Origin of the sequence: Cellulomonas wangleii (assembly GCF_018388445.1) — a bacterium.
Taxonomy (GTDB): Bacteria; Actinomycetota; Actinomycetes; order Actinomycetales; family Cellulomonadaceae; genus Cellulomonas; species Cellulomonas wangleii.
In genome coordinates this window covers 2,456,232-2,475,001 of record NZ_CP074405.1, presented here as the reverse complement: position 1 = coordinate 2,475,001, position 18,770 = coordinate 2,456,232, and the positions used below count along the sequence as shown (strand labels likewise).

Sequence of the window (18,770 nt, the reverse complement as noted above, 5' to 3'; positions counted from 1 at the left end):
CGGCGTCGTCCGGCCCCGGCCCTCGGTACGATTCACGGGTGAGCGACCAGTCCCCGAACCCGACCCCCGACGACGTCCCGTTCCGCTACACCGCCGCCCTCGCGCAGGAGATCGAGCTGCGCTGGCAGGACGAGTGGGAGAAGCGCGGCACGTTCTTCACGCCCAACCCGGTGGGTCCGCTCACGGACGGCCAGGGGCGACACGCCGACCCGGCCGCGCGGCCCTTCTTCGTGATGGACATGTTCCCGTACCCGTCGGGCGCCGGGCTGCACATCGGTCACCCCCTGGGGTACATCGCCACCGACGTCGTGGGCCGGTTCCGGCGCATGTGCGGGGACAACGTGCTGCACGCTCTGGCCTTCGACGCCTTCGGGCTGCCGGCCGAGCAGTTCGCCGTGCAGACGGGCCAGCACCCGCGCACGACGACCGAGGCCAACATCGCGATCATGCAGCGCCAGCTGCGCCGGCTGGGCCTGGCGCACGACCCGCGCCGCTCGTTCGCCACGATCGACCCGGACTACGTGCGCTGGACGCAGTGGATCTTCCTGCAGATCTTCGAGTCCTGGTACGACGAGGACGCCCCGCGGCCCGACGGCGGGACGGGCCGGGCGCGCCCGGTGTCCGAGCTGGTCGAGGAGTACGCGGCGGGCACCCGTGCGCTGCCGACGGACGTCGAGGGCGTCACCGAGGGCGCGACCTGGGCCGACCTGGACGAGGCGACGCGCCGCCGCGTCGTCGACAGCCGACGCCTGGCCTACCTGTCCGAGACGCCCGTGAACTGGGCGCCCGGGCTGGGTACGGTCCTGGCGAACGAGGAGGTCACGGCCGACGGACGCTCGGAGCGCGGCAACATGCCGGTGTTCCAGCGCAGCCTGCGCCAGTGGAACATGCGGATCACGGCGTACGCCGACCGCCTGACGGACGACCTGGAGCGCATCGACTGGCCCGAGAAGGTCAAGGCCATGCAGCGGCACTGGATCGGCCGCTCGACGGGCGCGCGCGTCCGGTTCGCGGTGCAGGGCGGCGAGGAGGTCGAGGTCTTCACGACGCGGCCCGACACGCTGTTCGGCGCCACGTTCCTCGTCGTCTCGCCCGAGCACCCGCTGCTGGACGAGGTGCCGCAGGCGTGGCCCGACGGCACGGTGGACACCTGGACGGGCGGGCACGCCTCGCCGGTGGACGCCGTGGCGGACTACCGCCGGCAGGCCGCCGCCAAGACGGCCGTGGAGCGCCAGCAGGACGCGGGCCGCAAGACCGGCGTCTTCACCGGGCACCTGGCCGCGAACCCGGTGAACGGCGAGCTGCTGCCCGTGTTCACCGCGGACTACGTCCTCATGGGCTACGGCACGGGCGCGATCATGGCGGTCCCCGGCGGCGACGAGCGCGACTTCCAGTTCGCCGAGGCCTTCGGGCTGCCCGTCGTCTACACCGTCGACGCGCCCGAGGGCACCCCGCCGGGTGCGCGCACCGGTGACGGTGCGGTCATCAACTCGTCCAACGACGAGATCAGCCTGGACGGCCTGCCCGTCGCCGAGGCCAAGGACCGCATCGTGGAGTGGCTGGCCGCCCGCGGCGCGGGGGAGCGGACCGTCACCTACCGTCTGCGCGACTGGCTCTTCAGCCGCCAGCGCTACTGGGGCGAGCCCTTCCCGATCGTCTACGACCAGGACGACCACCCCATCGCGCTGCCCGCCTCGGCGCTGCCGGTCGACCTGCCGGAGGTGCCGGACTTCTCGCCGCGCACCTACGACCCGGACGACGCGGACTCCGAGCCGGAGCCGCCGCTGGGCCGCAACCCCGACTGGCTGTACGTCGAGCTGGACCTGGGCGACGGGCCGAAGCGTTACCGCCGTGACGCCAACACGATGCCCAACTGGGCCGGTTCGTGCTGGTACTACCTGCGGTACCTGGACCCGCACTCCGACGACGTCCTGGTCGACCCGGCGCTCGAGGAGTACTGGATGGGCCCCGGCCACGGCGCCCAGCCGGCCGGCTCCACGGGCGGCGTCGACCTGTACGTCGGCGGTGTCGAGCACGCCGTGCTGCACCTGCTGTACGCCCGGTTCTGGCACAAGGTCCTGTACGACCTGGGCCACGTGCGCAGCTCGGAGCCCTTCCACAAGCTCTTCAACCAGGGCTACATCCAGGCCTACGCCTACACGGACGAGCGGGGCGTGTACGTGCCGGCTGCCGAGGTCGTGGAGGACGAGTCGTCGCCCACGGGCTTCACGTGGGACGGGCAGCCCGTCAACCGCGAGTACGGCAAGATCGGCAAGTCGTTGAAGAACGCCGTGTCGCCGGACGAGATGTACGAGGCGTACGGCGCGGACACGCTGCGCGTGTACGAGATGTCGATGGGCCCGCTGGACCTGTCGCGGCCTTGGGAGACGCGTGCCGTCGTCGGGGCGCAGCGGTTCCTGCAGCGGCTGTGGCGCAACGTCGTCGACGAGACCACGGGCGAGCTCGTGGTGTCCGACGACGAGCCCGCGGTGGAGACGCTGCGCCTGCTGCACCGCACGGTCGCCGACGTGCGCGCGGACATGGAGGGCATGCGGATCAACACCGCGATCGCCAAGCTCATCGTCCTCAACAACCACCTGACGACCCTCGACCGCAGCCCGCGCTCGGTGGTCGAGGCGCTCGTCGTCATGACCGCTCCGGTGGCGCCGCACGTCACCGAGGAGCTGTGGGCGCGGCTCGGCCACGACGAGTCGGTGGTGCACGCGACGTTCCCGCAGGCCGACCCGCAGTACCTGGTCGAGGAGACCGTGACCTGCGTGTTCCAGGTGCAGGGCAAGGTGCGTGGGCGTGCGGAGGTCTCGCCGTCGACCGGTGAGGACGCGCTCCGCGAGCTCGCGCTCGCGGACGCCGGCGTGCAGCGCGCCCTCGCGGGTCGCGACGTGCGCACGGTCGTGGTGCGCGCCCCCCGGCTCGTCAACGTGGTGCCTTCCTGAGCCCCGCGACGGGTCGGCACGCGCCCCGGGTCGCTGTCGTCACCGACTCCACGGCCGCGCTGCCCCCGGGCCTGGCGGCGGAGGTCGGCGTGCACGTGGTGCCGCTCGAGGTGAGCATCGACGGCGCGCGGTACGCCGAGGGCGTCGACGTCACGCCCGAGCAGCTGCTGCAGGCGCTCGCGCGCGGGTCCCGGGTGACGACGTCGCAGCCGCCGCCCTCGGCGTTCGCGGCCGCGTACGAGCAGGCGGCCGCCGAGGGTGCCCACGCGATCGTGTCGGTCCACCTGTCCGGCGAGATGTCGGGGACGGTGCGCTCGGCGCGGACCGCGGCGACGGTCAGCCCGGTACCCGTGCGGGTGGTCGACTCGCGTACCGCTGCGCTCGGGCTCGGGTTCGCCGCGGTCGCCGCGGCGCGGTACGCGGCGACGCCGCTGCCGGACGAGCCGGACGACGCCGACGCGGAGGACGGCGTCGGCGGCACCGTCCGGCGCTGGGTGGCGCGCACGGTGCACCGGACCTCCGCCCCCCGGTGGCCGGACGCCCAGCAGGTCGCCGGCGTGGCGGCTTCGACGGCGGCGGGCAGCCGGGTGTGGTTCCTCGTCGACTCCCTGGAGCACCTGCGCCGGGGCGGACGGCTGGGGACGGCGGCCGCCGCGCTGGGCACCGTGCTGGGTCTGCGTCCGCTGCTGACGGTGCAGGACGGCCGGCTCGTGGTCTGCGAGAAGGTCCGGACCCGGCGGGTGGCCCGCGAGCGCCTGGAGCAGCTGGCGCTCGCCGACCTCGCCGGCCGGCCCGGCGCCCGGGTAGCCGTGCACCACGTGGGCCCGTCGGACGTCGCGGACGAGGTGGCCGCGCGCCTGGCGGAGGCGGCGGGTCCCGCGGTCGGCGAGGTCGTCGTGGCCGACGCGGGCGCCGTGCTCGCCGCGCACGTGGGCCCCGGTCTGCTGGCGGTCGTCGTCACCGACGCGTAGGGGCCGCACCGCCGCCGGCCGCGCCGCGGCTGGCACGCCGCGCGCCTGCAGGCGCGAAGGGCGGTCGACGAGCCGACCCCAGGACCGCGGGTGCGCCGCACGATCCACCGCCGGGCCGTCGCCCTCGGGGCGACGGCTCGGGTGGTCCTAGCGTCGCGACGGTGCCGCCCCTCGACCGCCGCCGCCTCCCGCCCGACGTCGCGCACCGCCTCGCCGCCCTGACGGCCACCGCGCGCGACGGCCGGACGGGAGGGGCGCACGGACACGACCCGGGGGCGGACCCCGGGAACGACGTGCCGGGGGGTGAGGCGCGGGCCGCGGACACCGGCCGACGACCCGGGCCCGCCCCCGGCGAGGACGGGTCGCCGGCCCTGCGCCGGACGGTCGCCCCTGGTCACCGCCCGGCAGGGCACCCCCTGGCGGATGCGGCGGTACCCGGTCCCGGACGCGGCGACCGCGCTCCGGCCGGCTGGACCCCTCACACCGGTGGTTCCCCCGCCACGGCCCCCGCGGACGACGGGCTCGAGGGTCCGTCGCCGGAGCGGTGGCGTCCGGACGTGCGCGCGGCGCTCGCCGCGGCATCACCCGGGCCGCCGCCCGCCGCGCCCCGGGTGCGGTGGGCGCCCGGCTGGCGGGCGGCGGGGGCGGCGACCCTGGTCCTGGGTCTGGCCGCGGGCGGCATCGTGCTGCGCGCGTCCGCGGTGCCCCAGGGGGAGCCCGTCCGGCTGCCGACCCCCGCGGTGGCGGGCGCCTCCGCCGTGCAGCCGGACGGCGAGCCGGGATCGGGGCCGGGGACGGCGTCCGCGGACGGTGCGGGCGACGACGTGGTGGTGCACGTCGTCGGGGCCGTCGTGCGGCCCGGTGTCGTCCGGCTCGCGCGCGGTGCGCGGGTGGGCGAGGCCGTCGACGCGGTCGGTGGCAGCGTCCCGGGTGCCGACCTGGCGGGTGTCAACCTGGCGCGCGTCCTCACCGACGGGGAGCAGCTGGTCGTGCCGGTCGTGGGGGCGCCGCCCCTCGCGACGGGCGGCGGTGCCGCCGCCGCCGCGGACGGGCTGGTCGACGTCAACACCGCCGACGCCGCGACGCTCGAGGACCTGCCCGGGGTGGGCCCGGTGCTGGCGGAACGCATCGTCCAGCACCGGACGGAGCACCCGTTCACCACCGTCGACGACCTCGACGACGTGACGGGGATCGGCCCCGCGCTGCTGGCCGACCTGCGGCCGCGGGTACGCGTGTGAGCACGGGAGCCGCGGGGCCGGTCGACCTGCGGATGCTCCCGCCCGCGGCCGCCGCGTGGTGCGCCGGAGCGGTGGTCGTGCACGCCCCCGACGCCGTCGCCCGGACCACCGCGGTGCCGGGCGTCGTGCTCGGGGTCGCGGTCGTGGCCGCGCTGGTGGGTGGGGGCGTCCGGGCGTCCCGGGCCCACGCCGCCGACCACGGGCCCGCGACCGGGCGACCGCGCGGTGCGCTGCCCGCGCTGGCGCTGGCGGTGGTGACGGCGGCCGTGGTCCTCGTGGCCGGCGCGGTCGGCCAGCAGGCCCGTGCGCCGCACGTCCTGCTGGGAGCCGCGCAGGACCGCACCACGGTCGAGCTGACGGGCCGGGTGTCCACCGCCCCCCGGCCGGTGGCCGGTGGGGGCGCGCAGTTCACCGTCACCGCGTCCGCCGTCCGGGTCGAGGGCACCTGGTACCGGGTGCGTGCACCCGTCGACGTCCTGGCACCGACGGGCGCGGTGCTCGACGCGGTCGTGCGCGTGCGGGGCGTCCCGGCGGCCGGGGGCGCCGGTGTCCGCACCGCCGTCACGCTGCGGTCCAGCCGGGCGCCGGTGGTCTCCGCACCGCCGCGGGGGGTCCGGGCGTGGGCGGCGGGCGTGCGCGACGGGGCCCGCGCCGTGGCCGCGCCCCTGCCCCCGGACGTGCGAGGGCTGCTGCCGGCGGTGACGGTCGGTGACACGGGTGCCGTCCCGGCCGACCTCGAGGTCGCGATGCGCGCGGCCGGGCTCGCGCACGTCATGGCGGTCTCCGGCGCCCACTTCGCGATCGTCGGTGCGATCGTGCTGGCGGGGGCGGCTGCGGCGCGGGCACCGCGGCTCGTGCGCCTGGGACTCGTGGCGTCCGCGGGTGCCGCACTGCTGCTCGTGGTCGGACCCGCGCCCAGCGTCCTGCGGGCGGCCGTGATGGGAGCGGTGGGTCTGGTGGGCCTGCTCGCCGGGCGCCGCGCCGCCGGGCCGGCTGCACTCGGCACGGCCGTCGTCGCGCTGCTCGTCGCCGACCCGTGGCTGGCGGCCGACGTCGGGTTCGCGCTGTCGGTCGCGGCGACCGCGGGCCTCGTGGTGCTCGGCTCGCCGCTCGTCGAGCGGTGGGCGCCGCGCTGCGGCCGACCGGTCGCCGCGCTGCTTGCCGCCCCCGTCGCCGCGCAGCTCGGGTGCCTGCCGGTGACGCTCGCGGTGTGGCCGACCTTCGGCCCGTGGGCGGTGCTCGCGAACGTCGTGGTGGCCCCGGCCGTCGCCCCCGCGACGGTGCTCGGCCTGCTCGCCGCCGCACTCGCCCGCGTCTGGCCGTGGGCCGCCGACGTCGCGGGCGCGGGGGCCGGGGCGGCCTGCTGGTGGATCGCCGCGGTCGCACGGTGGGCGGCCGGCCTGCCGGGCGCCGCCCTGCCGTGGTGGCCGGGCGTCGGCGGAGCGGTCTGCGCGCTCCTGGTCGCGGCGGCCGCATTCGCCCTGACCCTGCGGCGGGCGTCCGCCCGGTGACGGGTGCCCAGGACGGGCCGGGATGTCCGCGGCGCGTGGCAGGCTGGTCCCGTGGCCGCCCGTACACCCGCACGTCCGTCCCGCAGCACCACCGGCTCGTCGCGCGGGCGGGCCGCCGCCTCGACGGGCGGTGTGCCGTGGACGCAGGCGGCACCGGCCCCCGTGGTCCTGGTCGCCGGCCCCGAGGCGCTGCTGGCCGACCGGGCGTGCGAGCGCATCGTCGCGCAGGTCCGCGAGGCCGACCCGGAGGTCGAGGTGACCCGGGTCGACGCCGCGACGTACGCGCAGGGCGAGCTGAGCGTCCTGACCAGTCCCTCGCTCTTCGCGGAGGCCAAGGTCATCCTCGTCGAGGGCGTGGAGCGTGCGGGGGACGCGCTCCTGCTCGACGCCGAGGCGTACCTGGCGGCCCCGGCACCCGACGTCGTCGTCGTGCTCCGGCACGGCGGCGGCCAGCGGGGCAAGCGGCTGCTGGACGCGGCGAAGCGGGCGCAGGTCCCCACCGTCGCGTGCGACCAGGTCCGCACCGACGCGGACAAGACCGCGTTCGTCACCGAGGAGCTGCGGCGGGCAGGCCGACGCGCGGACGGTCGTGGCGTGCGGGCGCTGGTGGACGCTGTCGGCTCGGACCTGCGAGAGCTCGCCGCCGCGTGCGCGCAGCTCGTGGCGGACACGACCGGCCTGATCGGCGAGGAGGCCGTCCAGCGCTACCACGGCGGGCGTGTGGAGGCGACGGGCTTCCAGGTCGCCGACGCCGCCGTCGCCGGGGACGCGGGCCGGGCGGTCGCGCTGCTGCGGCACGCGATGGCGACCGGGCTCGATCCCGTCCCGGTCGTCGCGGCGGTCGCCGCGCGGCTGCGCACGCTGGCGAAGGTCGGGGCGGTGCGCGGGAGGGGCGCCGCTGCCGCACGAGAGCTGGGCATGGCGCCGTGGCAGGTGGACCGTGCGGCGCAGGACCTGCGGCGATGGACCCCCGAGGGTCTGGCCGTCGCCATCTCCGCCGTGGCGCAGGCCGACGCGGAGGTGAAGGGCGAGGGACGCGACCCGCGGTTCGCGGTGGAGCGCGCGGTGCTGCGGGTGGCGGCTGCTGTCGACCACTGAGGCGTGGACCCCGCTCCCGCGGGTCATGCCCGCGCCGGGTGCCCGGGGCACCCGCCTGTGACTGGGGAACGCCGGCGGTCACCCGTCCGGGCGCGTCCGTCCGTGCAGCGCCGTGACACCCCCGGCACCGCGCCGGCAGGGCACGTGCGGGGGGGGGGGGGGGGGGGGGGGGGGGGGGGGGGGGGGGGGGGGGGGGGGGGGGGGGGGGGGGGGGGGGGGGGGGCGGACATCAGTGCCCGACGAGCCGGGCCCCCGCCCGGTCGAGGACGCCCGCCCGCTCGATCAGGTTGCCCTGGAAGAGCGTGAACCCCAGGTCGCGCGCATGGCGCAGGACCTCGGGAGACTCGACGTACTCCGCGACGAGCATCGCGCCGAACGAGCGCGCGACACGGACCACCGGGTCGCCCTCGACGTCCAGGTCGCGCACGTCCACCTTGACGAAGTCGGCGTGCGGCAGCAGGCGCCGCTGCTCCGGGCGGTCGACGAAGGCCGGCAGCGCGATGCGGAAGCCCTGCTCACGGAGTCGACGCAGGCCGGCCAGCGCCGCGGCGTCGACCTCGGCAGTGGTGCTGACCTCGATGACCAGGCGGTCCGGGCGTGCCGGGACCGGGAGCTCACCCAGCAGGTGCGCGCGCGGGCAGCGGACGAACAGCAGGCGCCCGTGCGCGACGTGCTCGAGGTCGGCGCGCCCGAACGTGGCGCGCAGCACGTGGTCCGTGGCGTGCTCGTGGGCGGCCCGGTCCCACGTGCGGGCGAGGTCCGGGTGGTGGCCGGGCGCGCGGTAGGAGAGCTGGTACGCGAACGGCCGCCCGTGCGTCGAGTAGATCCCCTGCCGGGCGACGAGCACCGGGTCGTGCGCCAGGTGCTGCTCCCAGGCGCGCCGCAGGGCGCGGGGGATCGCCGCATCGACCGCCGCGCCGAGCCGGGCGAGCGTCGCGTCCTGGTCGTCCGATGTCATGGCCCCTATGACACCACAGGTGCGGACGGGTGATCACGTGTCGAGGGGGTGGAAATCCGACCGACCCGTTCGGGTGTACGGGTGTTCGCGCAGATCCTTCCGATGTGTCACCCTGTCGGCGACGCGTCCCGACCTGGCGGGCCGTCGATCTCACGCCCCCAGGGAGCACGAAGCCCTCTGACAGGAGAACGACCATGAAGCCGCTCACCAGTGCAATCGCCGCTCTCGCCATCGCCGGTTCCCTCGTCGTCGGCGTTCCTGCCGCCACCGCCTCGGTCTCGATGAACGGTGGCGCCAGCGGTTGCTGCAAGGCCCTCTGATCGCGCGCACCGCGGGACGCAGGTCGACGACCGGTCGGTGGTGATCAGTCACGCTCCGCCGGCCGTCGGCGTCGCGCGCCGGGTCGGGAGGTCGTCGTGCCCGGCCCGGCGCGCCGCGCATCCCTCAGGGTGAATGGCACGCAGTTCATCGCCAGGGGGATGGCTTTCACGGACGTCATACGTAGAATGACTTTTCATGACGACGATCGGTGACCGCGTGCGTGAGGCGCGGCTGGCCTCCGGGCTCTCCCAGACGGCGCTGGCGGGCAACGCGTTCTCGCCCAGCTACATCTCCCTCATCGAGGCGGGGCACCGCGAACCGACGGACACCGCGCTCGGCGTGCTGGCGGAACGTCTCGGTACGACGCTCGAGTTCCTCAAGCACGGTGAGGACGGCCCGAACGAGGCGCGGACCCGGCTCGAGGTCGACTACGCGCGGCTCGACCTGGCCAGCGGCGACGCGGCCGGCGCCGCCCGGCGCATCGACGCGCTGGACCTCACCGTGGTCACGCCCGTGCTGCGCGTCGAGGCGCTCACCACGCTCGCCTGCGCCCACGAGGTGCTCGGCGACCTGGAGACGGCGATCACGCTGCTCGAGCCGTTGCTCGCCGAGACGCGGGAGCGTCCCGACCACCTGCGCGCCGCCTCGCTCACGACCGCCCTGGTCGGCTGCTACCTGGAGGCGGGCGACCTGCACCGGGCCGTCGAGGTGGGGGAGGGCACGCTCGCGGAGCTCGACGCGGCGGACCTGCTGGGGACCGACGAGCACCTGCGGCTCGCGTCGACCGTGCTGTGGGCGTACGTCGAGCGCGGCGACCTGCTGTACGCGACGCACCGCGCGGCGGAGCTCGTGCGGCTCGCGGAGTCGCTCGGCACGCCCCGCGGCCGGGGCAGCGTGTACTGGAACGCCGCTCTCGTGGCCGAGCAGCGCCGGGACTACGAGCTCGCGCAGCGGTACACGGAGCGGGCGCTGGCCCTGCTCTCGGAGGGGGAGCCGGACCGGGACCTGCCCCGCCTGCGGGTGAACTACGCCTGGCTCCTGCTGCGCTCCGAGCCGGCGGACCCGCGGGCCGCGCTCGAGCAGATCGACAGGGCGGAGCCGGGGGTGAGCGCGGTCGGCTCGGCGCTGGACATCGCGCGCCTGCAGGTCGAGCGGTCGCGGGCGCACCTGCTCCTGGGTGACGAGGACGCGGCCGAGGCCGACGTCCGGCGGGCGCTGGACGGACTGGGCGACTCGCCCCGGCTGGAGTCCGCCACGGCGCACGTCGCGCTGGGTGACGTGCTCGACGCCCGCGGTGACCACGAGGGGGCGACCGCGTCGTTCAAGTGGGCGGCCGACCTGCTGGGCATGATGGCGGCCACGCGGTACTCCGCCGGCGTCTGGCGTGACCTGGGCGACCGCTACCTGCGTCGCGGCGACGTCGACGCGGCGGCGCGGGCGTTCGACCGGGCCCTGCGCGAGGCGGGGTTCCACCCGTCCGTGCCGACGGGTGCGCCGCGCGAGACGTGGGCGCTGGGTGGCTGACGCGGTCCTGGTCGGCTGACGAGGTCCGACGAACGCCGGAAGGGCGGCACCCTCGCGGGGTGCCGCCCTTCCGGCGTTCGTGCGGGACGTCGAGGTCCCTGGCGCAGGTGGAAGCTGCGCTGCGGGCTCAGAGGCCGTTGACGGCCTTCGAGAGCGCCGACTTGCGGTTGGCGGCCTGGTTGGCGTGGATCACGCCCTTGGACACCGCCTTGTCGAGCTTGCGCGCCGCGACGGCGAGCGCAGCGTTCGCCGCGTCCTTGTCGCCACCGGCGACGGCCTCGCGGACGCGACGCACGTACGTCTTGAGCTCGGACTTGACGGACTTGTTCCGCAGCCGGGCCTTCTCGTTCGTGCGGATGCGCTTGATCTGGGACTTGATGTTCGCCACGTGTGGACTCTCTTGGTTAGGTCGCCGGAGCGATCCGACAGGTCGTAGAGGGCATGCGCAGCGCCAGGACTGGGGCGTGGGGACACCCTCGGGAAAGGCCTGCGCCCGCGCCCGCCGACCCAGGCGGGCACGCGGTTCGACATCTTACCAGCCGTGCAGCCGGGCAGCCGCACCGACGACCTCGTCGTACCGGCGGCGGTCCAGTGCGGCGCCCTCGCGCCGGACCTCGTCCGCGGGGAGCCGCAGCACCCGGTCGAGCCGTACCTCGCTCGGTCGACCCCGCGGGTCCCACGCGCCGCTGCCCACGTCGAGCCAGACGCGTCCGTGCCGCGCCTCGTCCGCGGCGTCCCGGTCATGGTCCTTGCTGGTGAGCATGAGGGCGACGACGGTGGCGTCCTCCACCGCCAGCACGAGCACCGGGCGGTCCTTGCCCCGCCGTGGGTCGTCCTCGTAGGGCACCCAGGTCCACACGACCTCGCCCGGGTCCGGCCGGCCGTCGGCGCTCGGCGCGTACGCGGGACGGACGGGCCCGGTGCCGCGGGGCGAGGGGTGCAGGAGCCGGCGCACGACGCGCCGCAGGGCGGAGGGTCGGCGGCCGTCGGTCACGGTCGCCGAGCCTAGCCGCGCCGCGTCGACGGCGCGGTGCGGGCGGTGCCGCGGTCCTCCGCCGGGGGCCAGGTCGCGGCGACCGCGTCACGTAACGCGACGTTGACACGGGCCGACTAGATTCACGCCATGGCCGACCTCTTCGACGACTACCCGGCCGGTACCGCGTGGGACGAGATGATCGGCCCGGACGGCGAGATCCGGACGGCGTACCGCCACGTGCACTCGACGCTGGCGCAGCTGTCGGCGGGCGAGCTGCGCGCGCGGGCGGACACGCTGGCGCGGTCGTACCTCAAGCAGGGCGTCACGTTCGACTTCGCCGGTGAGGAGCGTCCGTTCCCCCTGGACGTCGTCCCGCGCGTGATGGCGGGCGACGAGTGGGAGCACGTGGCCCCCGGCGTGTCGCAGCGGGTACGGGCGCTGGAGGCGTTCCTGGCGGACGTCTACGGTCCGCAGAAGTCGGTGGCCGACGGCGTCGTGCCGCGCTCGGTCGTCGTCTCGTCCAACCACTTCCACCGGGCCGCACGGGGCATCGAGCCGCCCAACGGCGTGCGCGTGCACGTCTCCGGGATCGACCTGGTGCGGGACTCCCTCGGTGGCTGGCGCGTGCTCGAGGACAACGTGCGGGTGCCGTCCGGTGTCAGCTACGTGCTGTCGAACCGTCGCGCCATGGCGCAGACGTTCCCCGAGCTGTTCGCCACGCTGCGGATCCGGCCGGTCGTGGACTACTCGCGCCGGCTGCTCGCGGCGCTCACCGCGGCGGCGCCCCACGGCGTCGACGACCCGACGGTGGTCGTCCTGACGCCGGGGGTCTTCAACTCGGCGTACTTCGAGCACACGCTCCTCGCCCGGACCATGGGCGTCGAGCTCGTCGAAGGGCGGGACCTGTACGTCTCCGGGGGTCGGGTGTGGATGCGCACGACGCAGGGGCGCCGCCGCGTCGACGTCATCTACCGCCGGGTCGACGACGAGTTCATCGACCCCGTGACGTTCCGGTCCGACTCGCTGCTGGGCTGCCCGGGCATCATGACCTGCGCGCGCCTCGGCAACGTCACCATCGCCAACGCCGTGGGCAACGGCGTCGCGGACGACAAGCTGCTCTACACCTACGTCCCCGACCTCATCCGGTACCACCTGGGCGAGGAGCCGATCCTGCCGAACGTGGACACGTGGCGGCTCGAGGACCCGGGCGCGCTCGAGGAGGTGCTGGACCGGCTGCCCGAGCTCGTCGTGAAGCCGGTCGACGGGTCGGGTGGCAAGGGTCTGGTGGTCGGGCCGCGCGCGACCCCTGCCGAGCTCGACGTGCTGCGCGCCCGGCTGCGGGAGGACCCCCGTGGCTGGATCGCGCAGCCGGTCGTCCAGCTCTCGACCGTCCCGACGCTCGTGGAGGACGGCCTGCGCCCGCGGCACGTCGACCTGCGGCCGTTCGCCGTGAACGACGGCGACTCGGTCTACGTGCTGCCCGGCGGCCTGACCCGGGTGGCGCTGCCGGAGGGCCAGCTGGTCGTCAACTCCTCGCAGGGCGGCGGCTCCAAGGACACCTGGGTCCTGGGCGGCCGCGTCCCGCGCCGGGCCCAGACGCAGAGCCAGTCGCGGCCGAAGGCCGTCCCCAAGGACGCGTCCGTGCCGATCGACTCCAACCCGTCCGACGCCCGCGTGCAGGTCATGCAGCAGCAGCAACAGCAGCAGCAGCGGACGACCGGGGGTGCGACGTGCTGAGCCGCATCGCGGAGTCGCTGTTCTGGATCGGCCGGTACGTCGAGCGCGCGGACGACACCGCCCGCCTGCTCGACGTCCACGTGCAGATCCTGCTCGAGGACCCGTGGGCCGAGGAGGACCTGGCCTGCCGCTCGCTGCTGTCCGTCATGGACCGCCCGGCGCCGCCCGACGACCTCGAGGTGGGGCGCGAGCACGTCCTGGACATCCTGGCGTACGACCGGTTCTCGCCCTCGTCGATCGCCGGTGCCCTGGTGGCCGCCCGCGAGAACGCGCGCCGGGCGCGGGAGATCGTCTCGACCGAGCTGTGGGAGTGCCTCAACACCAGCTGGAACCAGCTGCCGTCCCAGATGCGTCCGGCCCGCCCGCACGACTACTTCACCTGGGTGCGGGAGCGGGCCGCGATCGTCACCGGGATCATGGAGTCGACGACGTCGCGGGACGAGACCTGGCACTTCATGGTCCTCGGGCGGTCGATCGAGCGCGCCGACATGACCGCGCGGCTGCTGACGACGCGCGCGCTGGCCGGGTCGGCCGGCCCGAGCTGGGCCACGCTGCTGCGCTCCTGCGGGGCGCACGAGGCGTTCCTGCGCACCTACCGCGGCAACGCGTCCGACGAGCGCGCGGCGGGCTTCCTGCTGCTCGACCGCCTGTTCCCGCGGTCGATCGTCTACGCCCTGAACGAGGCGGAGGCGTCGCTCGCGGCGCTGGAGCCGATCGCCGACCGCGCGACCATCGACGACGCGCGCCGCCACATCGGCCACGTCCGGACGAGCCTGGAGTACCGCCCGCTGATGGAGATCGTGGACGACCTGCCGAAGGAGATGGAGCTGGTGCAGCGTGCGTGCTCGGCGGCGTCCGACGCGATCCGCGGGCGGTACTTCCCGTCCGGGGCCGAGCTGACCTGGGTGGGGGAGGCGCTGTGAGCCGCCTGCGGATCGTGCACACGTCCACGTTCCGGTACGCCGACCCCGTGGTGGCGTCGTACAACGAGGCGCGCATGACGCCGCTGTCCCAGCCGGGGCAGTCGGTGCTCGAGACCCGCGTCGAGGTCCACCCGCAGACGTGGACCCACGACTACCGGGACTACTGGGGGACCCACGTCACGGCGTTCGAGGTGCTGGCGCCGCACCGCTCGCTGGTGCTGACGGCGGAGCACCTGGTCGAGGTCGCCGAGCGCCCCGGGCCGACCGCGTCGGTGGGCTGGGAGGTGCTGCGTGGGCCGGAGGTGCGGGACCGGCTGTCCGAGCACCTCGCGGACACCAGCACGACCGAGGTGCCCGACGACGTCGTGGAGATCGCGCGCCGCGCGGCGACCGGCCTCGAGCCGTCGGACGCCGCCGAGGCGGTGTGCCTCGCCGTGCGCGACGAGCTGGAGTACATCCCCGGCGCCACGACCGTGCACACCCCGGCCGCGGAGGCGTGGGCCAAGCGCACCGGGGTGTGCCAGGACATGGCGCACCTCGCGCTCGGTGCGCTGCGGTCGGTCGGCATCCCGGCGCGCTACGTGTCCGGCTACCTGCACCCCGACACGTCCGGTGAGCTCGGCGCGACCGTCACGGGCGAGTCGCACGCGTGGGTCGAGTGGTGGGCGGGGGAGTGGACCGGGTACGACCCGACCAACCGCGTGCGTGCCGGGGAGCACCACGTGGTGCTCGGGCGTGGTCGCTGCTACGACGACGTCCCGCCCCTGCGCGGCATCTACGCCGGGCCGCGCACGCAGGACCTGCAGGTGCAGGTGCGGATCACGCGCGAGGCCTGAGCCGTGCCGTGAGGGTGAACGACGCCGGCAGCCTCTCGGGCCGGTCCGTCAGCCGGCACTCACCCGTCGCGGCGTCGTGGGTCATCAGACCGGCCAGCGCGTCCCACGGCACGCTGTCGTGCTCGTGCAGCCCGGTGATCTCCATGCCGGCATCCAGCACGGCCGTCACGATCTCGCCGAGGCCGTGGTTCCACTCGACCGAGAGCGGTGCCGCGACGGGCTCGCCGCCCGTGTAGGTGAGGGTGTCGTGCCAGCGCAGCGGCTCGGGCTGCTCGAAGTACGGCAGCTCCAGCGCGGGCGTCGCCGTGCCGGGTGCGGTGATCCAGGGCTGCTGGGCCCGATCGGGATGCTCCGCGCCGACCACCATCCCCAGGGACGCGAGCAGGACGGGGTGCGCGTCGCGGACGAACAGCCGCCCGCCCGGCCGCAGAAGCCCAGCCACGGTCCGGGCCCAGCGCTCGATGCTGGGCAGCCAGCACAGCGCGCCGATGCCCGTGTACACGAGGTCGAACCGCGCCGGTCCGAGCACGTCGACCGCGCTGTACACGTCCGACACGACGTACTCGACGTCGGTCCCCGCGCGGGCTGCCAGGTCCTGCGCGGCAGCGATCGCGTCGCCCGACAGGTCGAGACCGGTGACCCTCGCCCCCAGCCGCGCGAGGCTGAGCGTGTCGGTGCCGAGGTGGCACTGCAGGTGCACCGCGTCCAGGCCGGCGATGTCACCGAGGCGCGGCAGGTCGAACCGCACGACACCGGACAGGGCCGTCGGGTCGGCGACCAGCTCGTGCGTGCCGTACCCGCTCGCGAGGTGCACCGGCACCCGGGCGTCCCAGTTGGCGCGGTTGATCGCGAGGTAGTCGTCCATGCGCCGGACCGTAGCCCTGCGGCCGTCCGCCGTGCACGAGGAAATCTGCGCGCACGAGCAGGTCAGGGGGTCAGGGGACCTCCCAGTGCCGCTTGCAGGGCGGCACGGTCGCCCGTCGCCGCGAGGTGCGGGTCGTCGAGCGTCGTGCGTCCCCACAGCAGCAGGGCGAGCGAGGCCGCCGGACCGGCCACCTCGGCGACGGGCGCCGCAGGCGCGTCGTCCCGCGCGTGCACGGTCCACGTCCGGCCCGCGTCCGTCGCGGCGAGCCCGACCCGCACCGGCGACGCTGTCGACCGGCCCAGTCGCACCTGGCGGGGATGCATCACGCGCACGACCTCGTCGACCGTGTCGGCCCACAGCGCGGGTGCGACCTCCAGGGGCAGGTCGCCGGCGGTCCGCAGGTCCCACAGGTGCACGAGGGTCTCGTGGACCTGGCGGCGGTGCCAGAAGCGCACGACGCCGCTGTCGTCGAGGGTCCAGGCGGGTGCGTCCGGGTCGAGGGCCGCGAGGGTCTCGTGCAGCTCGGCGGCCTGCGCGGCGTACAGGTCGTCCAGGACGAACGGGCCGCGGCCGAGCGGGGTCTCCTGGCGGCGGCGCGCCTGCCCGGCTGCCCAGTGGTGGATCCGGGCGAGGTGCACCACGAGGTGGCGCACGCGCCAGCGCCCGCACCACGGCACCGGCACGTCCGGCGCCACCTCGCCGATGCCGGTGCGGAACCGCTCCTGCAGCGCGGCCAGCGTCGCCAGGTCCGGCTGGGACCCCGGCACCGTCGTCACGGCTGCGTCGCCCAGGTCGCGTGTCATGGGACCATGGTGGTGTCCGCCGCCGACACCCGACAGGGTCGGGTCCGCCACCGGGGGTCGGGATCCCGCCGACCACGGGCGAGCCCGGCGTCGCGACGGCACCAGCGCCACGGTCGACCGACCGCCCACAGATCGTCCAGAAGCCGGAGAACGCCGAGTTGCCGATCCCGTCCGCCACCGCCGCCGAGGCGATCCGTCCCTCGGCGACCGCACCCGAGCTGCTGCGCAACTTCTGCATCATCGCGCACATCGACCACGGCAAGTCGACGCTCGCCGACCGGATGCTGCAGCTGACGGGCGTCGTGGACGCGCGCGCCATGCGTGCGCAGTACCTCGACCGGATGGACATCGAGCGCGAGCGCGGCATCACGATCAAGTCGCAGGCCGTGCGCATGCCGTGGGGGGTCGCGGACGCGACGGGCACCGTGCAGCCGTACGCGCTCAACATGATCGACACCCCGGGCCACGTCGACTTCACGTACGAGGTGTCGCGCTCGCTCGCGGCGTGCGAGGGTGCCGTCCTGCTGGTCGACGCCGCCCAGGGGATCGAGGCCCAGACGCTCGCCAACCTCTACCTGGCGCTCGAGAACGACCTGCAGATCATCCCCGTCCTCAACAAGATCGACCTGCCGGCGGCGCAGCCGGAGAAGTACGCCGAGGAGCTCGCCAAGCTCATCGGCGGCGAGCCGGAGGACTGCCTGAAGGTCTCGGGCAAGACCGGCGTCGGGGTCGAGGCGCTCCTGGACCGCATCGTCGAGCTGGTCCCGCCGCCCACGGGCGACGCGGACGCGCCCGCGCGCGCGATGATCTTCGACTCCGTCTACGACACCTACCGCGGCGTCGTCACGTACGTCCGCGTGGTCGACGGCAACCTGAACCCGCGCGAGAAGATCGTCATGATGTCGACGCGCGCGACGCACGAGCTGCTCGAGATCGGCGTGAGCTCCCCGGAGCCGGTTCCGACCAAGGGGCTCGGTGTCGGCGAGGTCGGCTACCTCATCACCGGCGTGAAGGACGTGCGCCAGTCCAAGGTCGGCGACACGATCACCAACGCCGGCAAGCCGGCCGCGGAGGCGCTCGGTGGGTACTCGGACCCCAAGCCGATGGTGTTCTCCGGGCTCTACCCGATCGACGGGACCGACTACCCGATCCTGCGCGACGCGCTCGACAAGCTGAAGCTCAACGACGCGGCGCTGAACTACGAGCCGGAGACGTCGGTCGCGCTCGGGTTCGGCTTCCGCGTCGGGTTCCTCGGCCTGCTGCACCTGGAGATCGTGCGCGAACGGCTCGAGCGCGAGTTCGACCTCGACCTGATCTCGACCGCCCCGAACGTGGTCTACGAGGTCACGCTCGAGGACAAGAGCGTGGTCACGGTCACCAACCCGAGCGAGTTCCCCTCGGGCAAGATCCTGGCCGTGCGGGAGCCGATGGTGAAGGCGACCATCCTGGCCCCGTCCGAGTTCATCGGCGCGATCATGGAGCTGTGCCAGACCAAGCGCGGTGAGCTCCAGGGCATGGACTACCTCTCCGAGGACCGCGTCGAGCTGCGCTACGTACTGCCGATGGCCGAGATCGTGTTCGACTTCTTCGACCAGCTCAAGTCCCGGACGCGCGGCTACGCGAGCCTCGACTACGAGCGCGTCGGGGACCAGGTCGCCGACCTGGTCAAGGTCGACATCCTCCTGCAGGGCGAGACGGTCGACGCGTTCAGCGCGATCGTGCACAAGGAGAAGGCCTACGCCTACGGCGTCATGATGACGGCCAAGCTCAAGGACCTCATCCCGCGCCAGCAGTTCGAGGTGCCGATCCAGGCGGCGATCGGCGCCCGCATCATCGCCCGCGAGACCATCCGGGCCATCCGCAAGGACGTCCTGGCCAAGTGCTACGGCGGTGACATCTCCCGCAAGCGCAAGCTCCTGGAGAAGCAGAAGGAGGGCAAGAAGCGCATGAAGACCATCGGTCGGGTCGACGTGCCGCAGGAGGCCTTCATCGCCGCGCTGTCGTCGGACGGCGGCGGCGGCAAGGACGCCAAGGACGCGAAGAAGAAGTGAGCAG

16 protein-coding genes are annotated in these 18,770 nt (G+C 74.9%); 11 read left to right on the top strand and 5 right to left on the bottom strand.

Features of this window, described 5'->3' with window-relative positions; all coding sequences use genetic code 11:
• Positions 1-38 precede the first annotated feature (38 nt).
• The 5 genes from leuS (at position 39) to holA (ending at position 7,772) form a co-directional block, all read left to right on the top strand.
• Positions 39-2,954 (top strand): leucine--tRNA ligase, encoded by a 2,916-nt coding sequence (gene leuS / locus KG103_RS11390; protein ID WP_207341034.1) that lies wholly within the window; start codon positions 39-41, stop codon positions 2,952-2,954.
• On the top strand, positions 2,951-3,925 hold the full coding sequence (locus KG103_RS11385; protein WP_207341254.1) for a DegV family protein: 975 nt from the start codon (positions 2,951-2,953) through the stop codon (positions 3,923-3,925). Before leuS ends, KG103_RS11385 begins: the two co-directional genes overlap by 4 nt.
• Before the next feature lie 557 nt (positions 3,926-4,482).
• The gene (locus KG103_RS11380) at positions 4,483-5,163 is read left to right on the top strand and encodes a ComEA family DNA-binding protein (RefSeq protein ID WP_249670559.1); all 681 of its coding nucleotides are present in this window, start codon (positions 4,483-4,485) and stop codon (positions 5,161-5,163) included.
• Entirely contained in the window at positions 5,160-6,674 is a 1,515-nt protein-coding gene (locus KG103_RS11375) for a ComEC/Rec2 family competence protein (RefSeq protein ID WP_207341035.1), read from the top strand. Before KG103_RS11380 ends, KG103_RS11375 begins: the two co-directional genes overlap by 4 nt.
• A 132-nt stretch (positions 6,675-6,806) precedes the next feature.
• The gene (holA, locus tag KG103_RS11370; protein WP_249670896.1) at positions 6,807-7,772 is read left to right on the top strand and encodes a DNA polymerase III subunit delta; all 966 of its coding nucleotides are present in this window, start codon (positions 6,807-6,809) and stop codon (positions 7,770-7,772) included.
• A gap of 229 nt (positions 7,773-8,001) precedes the next feature.
• Here the strand turns inward: holA and KG103_RS11365 are convergent, their stop codons facing one another.
• Positions 8,002-8,730 carry an EAL domain-containing protein gene (locus tag KG103_RS11365; protein WP_207341036.1) on the bottom strand — a complete coding sequence of 243 codons (729 nt, stop codon included), beginning with the start codon at positions 8,728-8,730 and terminating at the stop codon, positions 8,002-8,004.
• Between the two features lie 194 nt (positions 8,731-8,924).
• Between KG103_RS11365 and KG103_RS19025 the strand changes: the two genes are divergently transcribed.
• Together KG103_RS19025 and KG103_RS11360 are read left to right on the top strand one after the other, a co-directional pair.
• A complete protein-coding gene (locus tag KG103_RS19025; protein ID WP_256439578.1) occupies positions 8,925-9,050 on the top strand; it encodes a hypothetical protein in 126 nt (41 codons plus the stop codon).
• Between the two features lie 196 nt (positions 9,051-9,246).
• Positions 9,247-10,575, top strand: coding sequence for a helix-turn-helix domain-containing protein (locus KG103_RS11360; protein WP_207341037.1), 1,329 nt, complete (start codon positions 9,247-9,249; stop codon positions 10,573-10,575).
• Positions 10,576-10,702: 127 nt separating this feature from the next.
• Here KG103_RS11360 and rpsT read toward each other — a convergent pair whose 3' ends face one another.
• Together rpsT and KG103_RS11350 are read right to left on the bottom strand one after the other, a co-directional pair.
• Positions 10,703-10,963, bottom strand: a complete 261-nt coding sequence (gene rpsT / locus KG103_RS11355; RefSeq protein ID WP_089799688.1) for a 30S ribosomal protein S20 — start codon at positions 10,961-10,963, stop codon at positions 10,703-10,705.
• Positions 10,964-11,107: 144 nt separating this feature from the next.
• Positions 11,108-11,569, bottom strand: a complete 462-nt coding sequence (locus tag KG103_RS11350; RefSeq protein ID WP_307859526.1) for a type II toxin-antitoxin system PemK/MazF family toxin — start codon at positions 11,567-11,569, stop codon at positions 11,108-11,110.
• 129 nt (positions 11,570-11,698) lie between these two features.
• Here KG103_RS11350 and KG103_RS11345 point away from each other — a divergent pair, with 129 nt between their 5' ends.
• From KG103_RS11345 to KG103_RS11335, 3 genes are read left to right on the top strand one after another with little or no spacing between them, the layout of a single operon-like run.
• Positions 11,699-13,288, top strand: a complete 1,590-nt coding sequence (locus KG103_RS11345) for a circularly permuted type 2 ATP-grasp protein (RefSeq protein WP_207341038.1) — start codon at positions 11,699-11,701, stop codon at positions 13,286-13,288.
• Entirely contained in the window at positions 13,282-14,211 is a 930-nt protein-coding gene (locus tag KG103_RS11340; RefSeq protein ID WP_207341039.1) for an alpha-E domain-containing protein, read from the top strand. The genes KG103_RS11345 and KG103_RS11340 overlap by 7 nt, the downstream gene beginning before the upstream one ends.
• Positions 14,208-15,047 carry a transglutaminase family protein gene (locus KG103_RS11335; protein WP_207341040.1) on the top strand — a complete coding sequence of 280 codons (840 nt, stop codon included), beginning with the start codon at positions 14,208-14,210 and terminating at the stop codon, positions 15,045-15,047. The genes KG103_RS11340 and KG103_RS11335 overlap by 4 nt, the downstream gene beginning before the upstream one ends.
• Here the strand turns inward: KG103_RS11335 and KG103_RS11330 are convergent.
• Both KG103_RS11330 and KG103_RS11325 read right to left on the bottom strand, forming a co-directional pair.
• Entirely contained in the window at positions 15,031-15,912 is an 882-nt protein-coding gene (locus tag KG103_RS11330; protein ID WP_207341041.1) for a class I SAM-dependent methyltransferase, read from the bottom strand. The two genes, KG103_RS11335 and KG103_RS11330, sit on opposite strands and share 17 nt — an antisense overlap.
• Before the next feature lie 62 nt (positions 15,913-15,974).
• The gene (locus KG103_RS11325) at positions 15,975-16,715 is read right to left on the bottom strand and encodes a maleylpyruvate isomerase family mycothiol-dependent enzyme (RefSeq protein ID WP_207341042.1); all 741 of its coding nucleotides are present in this window, start codon (positions 16,713-16,715) and stop codon (positions 15,975-15,977) included.
• Between the two features lie 158 nt (positions 16,716-16,873).
• Here KG103_RS11325 and lepA point away from each other — a divergent pair, with 158 nt between their 5' ends.
• Entirely contained in the window at positions 16,874-18,766 is a 1,893-nt protein-coding gene (gene lepA, locus KG103_RS11320; RefSeq protein WP_278186609.1) for a translation elongation factor 4, read from the top strand.
• Positions 18,767-18,770: the final 4 nt, after the last annotated feature.